The sequence below is a fragment of the Runella sp. genome, from assembly GCF_027484545.1.
Taxonomy (GTDB): Bacteria; Bacteroidota; Bacteroidia; order Cytophagales; family Spirosomataceae; genus Runella.
In genome coordinates this window covers 20,268-31,001 of sequence record NZ_JAIXST010000128.1, presented here as the reverse complement: position 1 = coordinate 31,001, position 10,734 = coordinate 20,268, and the positions used below count along the sequence as shown (strand labels likewise).

The following is a 10,734-nucleotide window of genomic DNA, read 5'->3' as shown; positions in this document are numbered from 1 at the left end:
TCCGCTTGATACGCTGTTTTCGGAATGCAGCCACGCTGGGAAGTAGCCCATGTGCTGGGTCGGCTGGGCGATGGCATTGAAGAGTTGGGTTTAAATGGCTGGCAACTGCGCACCTTGCGGGCTATTCAACATTGTAGGACATCACCACGTCGGGACGTTTGATTTTTTCGCCTTTGACGGTGACTTCTTCGGCCACCGCAAAATCGTTGTTTTCAAATTGCTCCCAATCTATGAGCTGTACCGTGACTTTGTTCTGCCCCGCTTCTTCCTTGACCGGAATGCCGTAGCGCAACAGCGAATACACGGCTTTGTTGGCATCGCTGAGTTCGTCGTTTCGGTTGATGAGCGCGGCTTTTTGGAAATCGAACAGCGCTTTTTGAATGAGGGCGGGCGTGTAGCGGCCCATGCCGAGGAGATAACGGCGCAGGTCGTCTTCGCGGAGATTGGTGTTTTCCTGCTCTTCCAGATTTCCCAAATTCCGATAGTACAGGACTTCGCGCATGAGTTTGACCACGCGGTTTTGGGCTACGCGCTCGGGGTCCACTCGTTCGTAACGGTTCATGAAGTTGAGTTTAGGACTTTCCGGTACACAAAAACGTAGAAGAAAAAAATCAACTTATATCGCCATTGTCTTTCAGCATTTCAACATATTGTTCCCTGCTCATTGGACAATCAAAAAAATCTTCCGCTTTATCTGTTTCAACAAATTTCAACTGCTTCTTAATTTTGCCCATCAGAGATGAACCATAGTCTTTAAGACCATGACTGAAATAAGTATAAATCTTCTGCTTTATGCCATCAATTTCGAGGTAATAGAATTGATGATGTTCTTTTTCCGGGTATAAAACAAAGCCCTTTTTAGTAAGAACTTTCTGTAAATCCTTAGCTTTTCTGGCTTTCATCAATCACTTTTTTTACGGTTTTTAAAAGATTCTCTTTTAAACTCTTCGCATCTTTTGAGAGTTTACTATCGATTTCTGTTGCAAAATTTTGGTATAACGAGTGGAAGGTAAAAGCGAAAGAATCTTCTGCTTCTTCTCTTGATTCTCCCCAAACTGTAATGTCAAGTTCTTCGTTTTGAATTACGTACATACCTTCTTCAAAAGAGACTTGACAATCCAGTCGTTTGTTTAGGTCGTAGGCTGTATCTTCAAACACAATACTACTTGGCTTATACGGGTACGTTTCATGCTCTAATTCTTCCAGAAAATAGATCTGTTTTATGTTCTTTTTTGCCAAGTTATAGCCATCTTCACTTTTGCGAACTTGGGCATAAAACTGTACTGTCTTGTATTCAGAGGTATCTAATGAGGTTCTTTTGTCTATTTTTGGCACATATAACTCATACAAGCCTTTTGAAGGCTGCTTAAAAACAACCTTCTTTTTATCGGCTCTTATAAAATTCAGTTTGTAAGAGCGTTCCGACGAAACAGCCGAAAAAAGAGGTTTGAAAATTTGATTTCTCTCCGTTTCATTATACCTATTCATCACTTTTTTAAGAAAATCAGGACTTTCATATTCACCGTATAAAATATTTTCTTTGTAGTCCTCGTAGGTTTCTTTTTTCCAAGCACTCACTTTATCATTAAAAAGAGAGGGCAATGATATTATATTCGGGACTGCTGCTGCCTCAAAACTTCCAAATTTTACATCCACCAAAAGAAGTTCTAAATCTTCTTTCAATGACTCTAAAACTTTGCTATTTTGTTCAAATGCTTTTACAAACTCCTCATTTTTAAAAAACTCAACTTCCAAAAAGTTCTGAAAAGACTGATTTATATTTGACAAAACGCTAATAACGGAGGATATACGAGCCGCATGTCCCACTGTTTTGTTAGGATCAATTTGAAATCTGAAAGCTATATCTCTAAGTTCATCAAGCATTTTCCATTTATCTATTTAGTATTTGTACAATAGCAAAAGTACAAATAGTGTGCCACATACCCGACTAATCGCAGCGTTATTCATTCCGTAATTCTTTGACTAAATCCCGAATATTGCGTTTAGGTGATGTGCCTTCCTGCATTTTTTTCACATCCTGCAAACCCCGGTCGATTTGCGTGAGCAAGGGTACTTTTTCATTTTCCAACAACCTCAACACTTCAATCTGTACCTTTTTGGGCAATGCTTTGAAAACTTCGTAGAAACTTTGTGCCGTACTCATGCCTTTTGTTCTTTTTGAAGGTATGTTAACACAAAATAACCCAAATATCACACCAACCGTATCTTACCCGTCAATAACTGCTGCATCATGCCCTGCTTGAGTTGGCGGTACTTTTCCAGCTTGCCCTCCAAGCCCGAAAGCTCCGCATCCATGTCGGAAAGAATCGTGGCAATGCGGGTTTGTTCGGTAAAATTGGGAGGGAGTTGTATAGGAGTTTCTCTTATTGATTTCAAAGATAAATTTCGAATCGTAGTTCCAGTAAATTCATTTTCATAAAATAATTTTACTGCGAAACTTTGGAGAACAAAATATACATAATGTTTATCAAAACCATCTTTAATACACATGTATGCTGCACTCTTTCCCAAAACAATTTTTTCACCATTAAAAAATGCTAAATTTCCAATAGTCCCATTTATTGACATTAAAATTGTACTACTATTTAATCTCTTTTTTAGTAAATTGTACTCTTCTTTTGAAACACATTTTGTATTTCCAGTAACCACTATTCTTTTATCTATCAAGTTATTTCCATTAATAAAGAAATAGTCTGAATTCTCAACATAGTTAGGTGTAGCGTGAATTCCGTCTCCTATTTCAGTAGTCATCTCCCCCAACTTCTTCACTTCCCAATCTTCTTTAGGGGTAAGCAGGTGCTGCATGGTGGCTTGTTTGAGGAGGCGTTTTTTGTGGACGAGTTTCTCCAAGCCCCCAATGAGCGCATCGGCATCGCTCAACGCCGTGGCAATGGCGGTTTGTTCGGCTTTGGTGGGGGGGAGAGGGATAGGATAAGTTTTAAGTTTTGCCCCATTTATATTGGCTTGTCCAACAGCAACACTCAATACTAAATATCCATAGTTCTTAGCATACTTAGTATTGAGTAAATAAGTCAGATAATCAGCGTCAATTAAATCTTCCTTTCTATTTATTCGTATCAAGTAGCCTGCAAAAATTGCAGGACTTTCCCCTTTATAAATTCCTGTTTTACCAACTAAATCAACTGTATTTGTTCTATTGAAAAGTACATCATCCTTCTTTAACAAATACTTTTTAATCTCATTATCATCTTCAGTGTAGACCAAATCAGTCCAGTCAATTTTTCCGTTTTGAATATTCCCCATTCTCAAAACCGGAACTTTCCCTTCAGGTTTTGATTTTGCAGATGAGCCATATTCAACATTAATTATAACTTCTCCCAATCTTTTCACTTCCCAATCTTGTGGGATGAGGCCGATTTCGGTTTGTTTGAAGGGGGTATTTTGGGGGGTGGTGTTCATGTTTTTTTTACTAAAGTGTCCATTTCTGCAAACAAACCTGCAAACGAAAAAAATATAACTAATTGATTATCAATGTTATTTTGTTTGCAAACTGGTAATTGGTGTTTTATTTGCTGCAAACAAACCTGCAAACAAACATCTAAAACAAGCTTTTAATTGGCCTTTCTTTTATAGGCCCTTTGATTGTGCCTTGTTTCATTTGCAATCTCAATATGTCCTGCTTCTATCAGTTCTCCAAATAGCCTTGAAACTACCGAACTATCTTTATCTGATAGTTTAAGTAAGAGTCTTGCGCCCTCATTATCAATCTCTTCAACATCGTCAAGATACCGAAGAATCGCCTCTTTTTGTCGTGCTTTTTCCTGCTTTTTTTGGATTGTGTAACTTATCTTCTCTTCCGTCGTTTCAAGTTTGCTTCTATGAATAAGGTATTTTTGGCCGGAGGTCTTGCCGGTCGTTTCAATAAACTCCTGCTCTTCCAACTCTTTCAAAATTCTGCGGAGTTGATACGTATTGATAAAAGGTTGCTTTTCAAGCTCTATAAACGTAATTTTTTGTCCTGTATAGATACTGTTCAGCACCAACAGCTTTTCCAGATCAATGTCTTTTTTATTCAGTTGTTTATAAAGCAAACTCAACTCTACTAATTTCTCAGCATAGACATCCGCTTCTATCCTAATCGTAATTGAGTGTTCCGTTTGTACCGGTTTGGGCAGTTGTTTACCTTTTGAAAGCAGCGCTGTAAAAATCTTATCAAAGCCACTTCCTGCTTTCTCGGCATAATTTATTTCCCTGAACAAATCCATGATGCTTGGGTTTCGGGGATTGGTTTTACGTAAAAAATTCGCTTCGTCTATTCCTTGCGGAAAATGCCCGGGACTTTCAAACTCAATATAAGTGGGGTACTTACGTATTTCAATAATCTGCTGGCGACTGTAATCACGATGCGCAATGGCATTGATAAGTAATTCTCGCAGAACTACTTCAGGGTAATCTTCGATGTATTCTCTGAACAATCCAAAATGAAACTCTTTAAGTTTGATTTCAGATTTAAGTTGTGCAAAACAGTCGTCTGCTATTTCAATCAGGCTACCCCGGTACTCAAAGGGGCGGTAAGTACCATCTTCGTAATAGCGAATGTATTTTATTTGATTATACGGAAATTCCTTCAGTGCTTTATCCGACCCAATAAACAATACGCCTGTTGTAGTGGGCTTTAGCTGTTGATTTTCTTCTTTAATCAGTCCGAGCGTTTCGGCAAACTCCAGAGAAGAATTTTTAAGATAAGCGCTGTTTGGCTTATGCTGTTTGATCCGATTATACAGGTCTCTTACCCTATCAAGATTCTGCCAACCGGGAACAGGATTTCCTCGTGCGTCTTTGGAAGTAGAGGCAAAGTCAAAAGGCCATGTTTTTGCATCATATACAATCAACCCCTTTTCTGCCTGTATAGTACTTATTTCATGCGGCTCAATAGCCCGATTTCCGTCATTATTCCTAATTAAATACTCTCCTTTTGAAGTGCGATGCAATTGATTTGAAAAAGGAATCTCCAACACTAAAATGACCGTATTATCAATAGTTATCTTATGTGTTTTGAGTGTAATGGAAGGTTCCGTTCTATCCTGAACCTGTTTAATCAAATCAAACGTTTTTTTATCCTGTAATTCAAACTCTGTGTTTATTTCTTTGGTATTATCAACAATTCCGACGAAGATGAACCCTCCTTTGAGATTGGCAAAAGCAACTACGTCCCGAGCCATCTCTTCATAGTTAGAAGCAAAATTTCTGATGGACTTCCCAAAAGAAAGCTTATCGTTCAATTGCTCTTTAAAGTCTAAAATATCACACTCCCCTCTTTCAAGTAGGTCATAAAACCACTGTATGCTGAGTCTGGTTTCTTTTTTCATAATGGTATACTTCAACCCGTTCAAACAAAAATAATGACAAGCTCAATTGTCGCCATATCATAGCGACAATTGATTAAACCTGCTTTTTTATGCCAAACTAAAACCCATCGCTTTTAAATGCGCGTTCACTTTCTGCTCCAGTGCTTCCATTTCTTTGGTCAGGGCGGGCAGCGGCGTTTCGTAGCGCTCGGTGAGCTCTTTGAGGCGCTGCGTGAGCCGTTGGCTGATGCGCTCCATTTCGGTTTTTACGTTGCGCTCCAGCGCAGTCATCCATTTATCGTCCACCACGAGCTGCTTGATGTCGTCCTCGGTAAGGGTTTGGTAGCGCTTCCGGGTCTTTTGGTCCAGATCCGCCACGGCCTCTTTGATGTTGGCGGCGAGGGTGGCTTGGTCGTCGATGAGTTGCAGGTAAAGGGTCAACACGCTCCGCTCCTGCGCTTCGTCGTTGCTTTTTTGGTAAGTCACCTGCGGTTCAGCGGCCAAGCTGAAATCCAACGCGAGTCCCTTCACATTTTCCTTTTTAGGCGTGAGTTCTTTGAGGCGTTTTTGTACACTGCCTTTGTTGACTTTGTCGTAATCGGCAAAAAAACCGTCTTCGCCGCTGTGCTCCTCTTCCAATTCCTGCAATTGAGCAATCAGCGCTTCTTTTTGGGCTTCCAAGGCCGCAATGGTATTTTTTTCGGCGGTAAAATAACGGTCAATCACCAGCGTTTTGGGCACCAAATCACAATCCCACACCGTAGCGGTTTTGGTCTTTTTCTGCACCACTGGCTCGGCCTTCCAGCCATCGGCCGCAATGAGGTAGCAATCATCCTGCATCGTCTCATTCCAGTAGTTCATAATGTGTTGATACACATCGTATTTGTCCATGAGCGCCTTGCCCGTATAGCTGCTCAGGATGTCTTCCGAAACGGTCGTAATGATGTGTTTGGGTATAACCCCACCCTTGCCCTCCCCACTTAGGGAGGGAATTGAAGTCAGGCTTTTGAGATAGACCGTAGTACGGGTTTTCCATTCGTTGAAAACGGCGTCCATTTCCGCGCTGAAGGTCACAAACTCCGGGTGATTGAAGATGGTACTTTTGATTTGGTCCTTAGTCACTTTCGGCTGACTGTATCCCGGGCGCGGGCTATCGCCGAAGAGTGTGGCTTTGAGGGTAGGATACACTGACCAATAGTCATTGAGTGCTTCGAGGTCGGCATTGGGAATGTCGCCCATCAAATGCCCTACAATGTCCTGAATATCTTCCGTTTCCTGACTGTCGATGTAGCGCGGAATGTTGAGATTATACTCGTTTTTAGGATCGGCAATCTCCTCCATCGGCACCAAACGGCTGTATTTGGGGAGTTCGATTTGCTTGTTGAACACATCCACTATTTTGTGAATGTCCTGCTCGCGCAGGCGGTTTTTGTTGCCGTCTTTGATGAAACCCTTGCCGGCATCAATCATAAAAATGGCAGTGCGGTTGTCGGCCTCTTCCTTATCAATTACGATGATACAGGCAGGAATACCCGTGCCGTAAAACAGGTTGGCAGGCAAGCCGATAATGCCTTTGATATACCCGCGCTGAATGAGGTTCTTCCGAATTTCCGCTTCGGCATTCCCTCGAAAAAGAACACCGTGCGGCAAAATACAGGCCGCTTTTCCCGTGCTTTTGAGCGATTTGATGATATGCAGCAAAAAGGCGTAATCGCCGTTTTTATCGGGAGGCACGCCGTAGCCATCGAAGCGGCCATAAATATCATCCTGCGGATTAAAACCGCTCGCCCAGTTTTTGAGCGAAAACGGCGGATTGGCTACGATAAAATCAAACGTTTTGAGGTTGCCGACCGCATCTTTAAAAAACGGGTCGGAAAGGGTACTTTGTCCGCGATGTATCTCAATCGCTTCCTGACCGTGCAGAATCATGTTCATCCGGGCGAGGGCCGCCGTGGTTACGTCCTTTTCCTGACCGTAAATACTGCCCTTTCCGTCGGCTTCATCCACCGCTTTGAGCAGCAACGAACCCGAGCCACAGGTAGGATCGTTGAAAGTAGTCTGATTGGTGGCATTTTTGATATTGAGAACTTTAGCCATCACACGGCTTACCTCTCCGGGCGAGTAGAACTGTCCCTTGCTTTTGCCGCTTTCGGTGGCAAAGTGCCGCATAAGGTATTCGTAAGCATCACCCAAAATATCATCTCCTTCGGCGCGGTTTTTACTGAAATCGAGCGCGGGATTTTCAAATATGGTAATGAGGTTGGTGAGTTTATCCACCATTTCCTTACCCTTGCCGAGTTTGTCATCGTCGTTGAAATCGGCCACGTCGATCACACCTTTGAGGTCATTTTCTTTGGCCAACGACCCAATGATGGTATTCATTTTGTCGCCGATCTCCTTATCACCCTTCTGGGCCACCATGTCCCGAAAACTTCCGCCTTCAGGGATGGTGAGCAAAGCATTGGGGTCATCGGCGTATTTGTCCGATACATATTTTACAAACAACAAAACCAATACATAATCTTTGTATTGGCTCGCGTCCATTCCTCCCCGCAGCTCGTCGCAACTTGCCCAGAGGGAGCTATATAATTCTGATTTTTTAATTGCCATTCGTTACACTCCTAAATTAAACCATTTCTATGGCGTAAATATCGGTATTATGTTGGAGATGGCAAGGAGTGATTAAAAGGGGGGGGATAAATAAAAAAAAGCTCCACCATTGCTGTTGAAGCCTTTTCGTGGACTTATATAGGTGTTAGCAGACTTTTGCAACTGTAAGCAACTTTGCAGCAAGAAAAAACCCGCAAATCAGGCTGATTTGCGGGTTTTTGTGTTTTTCGTGGACGCGTAGGAGTCGAACAAATACACTATAAAGCCTTTATTTTCAATCATTTACAATGCAATATTACACACCTGTTAGCAGTTTTGTAAGCAGATTTTAATACTGCTTTTTGAAAGAATATACATAAACACCTGAAAATCAATAACTTAAAACTGTAAGCAGAGTTTTTAAAAGTGAATGGATTTGAAAGCTATTCTTTAGGCTTATTGAAGGCGTTTCTTTTGTTATTTACCTTTAGTTGCATTTCATACTCCTTTAATAAATATTTTTCCTCTAATGAATATGGTTTCATCTCTTCATACATTAACCTCACAACGTCCTCAAATTCGCCATATAAACTATTGATAGAAATAAAAGAAATTAGGAAAGTCCGGTTTACTTCAACAAAGTCACGAAAAAAAGATGTGTGAGGAAGTTCCACCATATAAGATATATGTAACTGATAGTAAGCTGACAATGGGCTATCTTCTACATTTAATGCTACTTCATATTGCCTAAGAAAATAACGAAACGCTTCCTCAATAAGAAATTGAGTCTTAGTTTCTTTGTCTGCTGAATTGTATAGCCATTCATTCAATTGTTTATTTTCCTCTTCTAACTCCTTTACTCGTTCTTCATTATTATTTACTTGCTTTTCTCCAAAAAGCAATTCTTTAACTGATACATCCAATGCCCCCGCTATTTTCTCCAGTTGCTCAAGCGTTAGTTTATCTCCCCGTTTTTCTAAACGAAAATAATACGATGGGTCTAAATCCAAAGTATTAGCAATGTCAATTTGCTTAATCTTTTTGGCCTCCCGAATTGCTTTAATCTTGCTTGATATGTCCATAGATGCAAAGTTAAATGACTAATGAGACAATTTGATTGTCTCATTAGTCAAAAATAAATGGACTAAAATTTTATATTATTGATTGTATAGTCTATTTTTGGACTTATAAATCAACAAATCAATCATGCAACCACAAGACCGTCCCCCCGTAAAACGTCTGATAGACCGTTATGAGGCTGAAACTATGCTGATATTCAAGCCTTCAAGAAATTTCTATCAAGGTACCGGAATCAACCGCATCCGATTTTCTAAGCTTTCCAACGGTGATAAACAGCCTACACTTGAAGAAGCCAACAGGCTAACACAGTTTTTCAACCGCTTCTTTCCTGCAACCATTAATGACCTACTTAATTAATCAAAAAAGCCCGTTCAGTTGCTACCTGAACGGGCTGTAATGTTTCAACCAAACCACTAATATTCAACATGAAACGCGCAAAGTTAAACAATTCTCGAACGAGTCACGCAATTAACCGACTCGACCGCCAAAAGGCCAACAAACCACAGTCAACAAGAGCCACGGAGTTTACAGTAGCTTTTTTTCAACGAAGCGCCCAAACAACCCCTAATAAGGATTGTATGATTTACGCTTTACTAAACCACGGTCGTACTCGTTTGCAATACAGCACGGGCATAAGTTGTAAGCCGGGCTTATTTGACCAAAGTACAGGAACCGTCAAAAACAATGCTAAACATTCTAAAATATTGGCCGCTATCAAGACCAAAGCAAACGAATGTTATGCAGAAATGAAGCTATCAAACCGCCCTATTGACCTACAAATTATCAAAGCATATTCGCTTGATATTGACATTCAAGGCATCCCATTGATGCTCGAATGTTTAGAGCTTTTTTGGAATGAAAGAATTGAAACCGGATTAAAGATAGGTGATTTAGAAAAAGGCAGTTATCTAAAACTTAGAGCATGGCACGGTCATTTGTCAAACTTCATTCGTGAACGCCACGGCCTACGGCCACCACTAACGGCCATTGTTCCCGCCGATGCTAAAGCGTGTGTAGATTGGTTGCGGGAAAAGAAAAACCATTCTAACGACGTGGCTATGCGCATCACTTCCCATTTAAAACGAGTGTTGGAATTTGCCACGGCTAACGAATGGATCCAAAGAAACCCGTTTTTGATGTTTCGTAAAAAGATGCAAAATAAGCGGCAAGAATCGCTAACTATTCAGGAAGTAGAAGCGATTGAAAACGCGGCAATTGCGTCTGATGTACTCAACATTGTTAGAGACATTTTTCTGTTTTGCTGTTATACCGGACTTGGTTACAGCGAAGTTAACAGTCTTACACCGTCCAATATCACCGAAATAAACGGCCAAAAGTGTATCATTCAGGTCCGGGATAAAATCCGCAAAAAGACTAATTTACCGTCCGTCGTACCATTAGGAAAAGAAGCCTTATTGATTTTGGAACGTTACCGAAATCACCCTGCAAGCCTACAAAAAGGCGTTTGTTTGCCCGTTCAGGCCAATCAGAAGATAAACGCCTATCTAAAGCAAATTCAGCACGTTACAGGCATCAAAAAGCGTTTGACTACGCACGTGGCCAGACGGACAGCGGCCACGTACTACTTAAACGCAGGTATGCCGCTCACGTCGGTTTCTGCTTTGTTAGGCCACAGCGACACCGCTACCACTACACGCCACTACACGACCGTAACACCCGAAACGGTAGTACGTGATTTTCAGGCAATTAAACGTAAAACTAAACTTGATTAGAA

The 10,734-nt window shown here is 41.1% G+C and carries 10 protein-coding genes; 2 read left to right on the top strand and 8 right to left on the bottom strand.

Annotated elements, in window-relative coordinates:
- Positions 1 to 121 precede the first annotated feature (121 nt).
- The 8 genes from Q0081_RS31855 to Q0081_RS11125 form a co-directional block, all read right to left on the bottom strand.
- On the bottom strand, positions 122 to 562 hold the full coding sequence (locus Q0081_RS31855) for a type I restriction endonuclease (protein ID WP_336913188.1): 441 nt from the start codon (positions 560 to 562) through the stop codon (positions 122 to 124).
- A 49-nt stretch (positions 563 to 611) separates the two neighbouring features.
- Positions 612 to 902 carry a hypothetical protein gene (locus tag Q0081_RS11155; RefSeq protein WP_298352848.1) on the bottom strand — a complete coding sequence of 97 codons (291 nt, stop codon included), beginning with the start codon at positions 900 to 902 and terminating at the stop codon, positions 612 to 614.
- Positions 883 to 1,884 (bottom strand): hypothetical protein, encoded by a 1,002-nt coding sequence (locus Q0081_RS11150; RefSeq protein WP_298352844.1) that lies wholly within the window; start codon positions 1,882 to 1,884, stop codon positions 883 to 885. The genes Q0081_RS11155 and Q0081_RS11150 overlap by 20 nt, the downstream gene beginning before the upstream one ends.
- A 76-nt stretch (positions 1,885 to 1,960) precedes the next feature.
- On the bottom strand, positions 1,961 to 2,164 hold the full coding sequence (locus tag Q0081_RS11145) for a hypothetical protein (protein WP_298352842.1): 204 nt from the start codon (positions 2,162 to 2,164) through the stop codon (positions 1,961 to 1,963).
- Between the two features lie 47 nt (positions 2,165 to 2,211).
- Positions 2,212 to 3,441: a restriction endonuclease subunit S gene (locus Q0081_RS11140; protein ID WP_298352840.1), complete on the bottom strand. Its 1,230-nt coding sequence runs from the start codon at positions 3,439 to 3,441 to the stop codon at positions 2,212 to 2,214.
- A 152-nt stretch (positions 3,442 to 3,593) separates the two neighbouring features.
- Complete coding sequence (locus Q0081_RS11135; protein WP_298352837.1) at positions 3,594 to 5,351, bottom strand: RNA-binding domain-containing protein; 1,758 nt, start codon at positions 5,349 to 5,351, stop codon at positions 3,594 to 3,596.
- 87 nt (positions 5,352 to 5,438) lie between these two features.
- Positions 5,439 to 7,940, bottom strand: coding sequence for a type I restriction-modification system subunit M (locus Q0081_RS11130; protein ID WP_298352834.1), 2,502 nt, complete (start codon positions 7,938 to 7,940; stop codon positions 5,439 to 5,441).
- A 422-nt stretch (positions 7,941 to 8,362) separates the two neighbouring features.
- Complete coding sequence (locus tag Q0081_RS11125) at positions 8,363 to 9,001, bottom strand: helix-turn-helix domain-containing protein (protein ID WP_298352831.1); 639 nt, start codon at positions 8,999 to 9,001, stop codon at positions 8,363 to 8,365.
- Between the two features lie 124 nt (positions 9,002 to 9,125).
- On the opposite strand from Q0081_RS11125, the gene Q0081_RS11120 reads away from it, so the two are divergent.
- Both Q0081_RS11120 and Q0081_RS11115 read left to right on the top strand, forming a co-directional pair.
- Complete coding sequence (locus Q0081_RS11120) at positions 9,126 to 9,356, top strand: hypothetical protein (RefSeq protein ID WP_298352829.1); 231 nt, start codon at positions 9,126 to 9,128, stop codon at positions 9,354 to 9,356.
- A 68-nt stretch (positions 9,357 to 9,424) separates the two neighbouring features.
- On the top strand, positions 9,425 to 10,732 hold the full coding sequence (locus tag Q0081_RS11115) for a site-specific integrase (RefSeq protein WP_298352827.1): 1,308 nt from the start codon (positions 9,425 to 9,427) through the stop codon (positions 10,730 to 10,732).
- Positions 10,733 to 10,734 lie beyond the last annotated feature (2 nt).